Annotated in this window: 1 protein-coding gene; it reads left to right on the top strand. The window is 30.4% G+C overall.

Annotated elements, in window-relative coordinates; all coding sequences use genetic code 11:
- Positions 1-655, top strand: a 655-nt coding sequence (locus tag EBF09_RS09015; protein ID WP_121764748.1) for a filamentous hemagglutinin N-terminal domain-containing protein, incomplete at both ends; no start/stop codon positions are given.

Below are 655 nucleotides of genomic sequence, written 5' to 3'. Positions count from 1 at the left end.
AGCATTAGCATAGTAGCTTCTATACTCTTATCTAATCAATTAGTCTTAGCTAGAAATATAGATAATAATACTTTATCCAATGGAGGTAAGTTTGTAGGAGGAAGTGGAAGTATAGGAAGTTGTGGAAAAGCTTGTATGAGTATTGAAGGAGGAAAGAATAATAATGTGATTGCTTGGGGTGGAGGATTTAATATAGGTAAAGATGCAGAGGTAAGATTTAAAGGAAGTGGCAAAGGATATTTAAATTTAGATTATTCAAAAAACTCTTCTATTCTAGCAGGTATTTTAAATGGAGGAAATAACAATATATTCTTAGTAAATCCTAGTGGAGTATTAGTAACAGAGAGTGGAAGTATTAATGCAAATAGATTTGTAGCTTCTACATCTGCTATGAGTGATGCAGATATTAATAAATTTAGAGCTTCAGATTCTGCTTCTTTCTCTCCTGTATTTAAACCTAATAAGCAAGGAGATATTATTAACAAAGGAAACATTAATGCTAATAAAGTCTTACTGATAGGAAATAATGTAAGAATAGATGGAGGAAATATTAATGGAAGCCATAACTCAAATGTAAATAATGAAGAACTAAAGAAACCTAGTGGAAATGTAAATGAAGAACTACATCTCGTAGGGAATAATGTATTTATTAATG

The sequence above is a fragment of the Helicobacter burdigaliensis genome (assembly GCF_003670295.1).
GTDB classification, from domain to species: domain Bacteria; phylum Campylobacterota; class Campylobacteria; order Campylobacterales; family Helicobacteraceae; genus Helicobacter_D; species Helicobacter_D burdigaliensis.
This window is presented reverse-complemented; position numbering and strand designations above follow the sequence as displayed.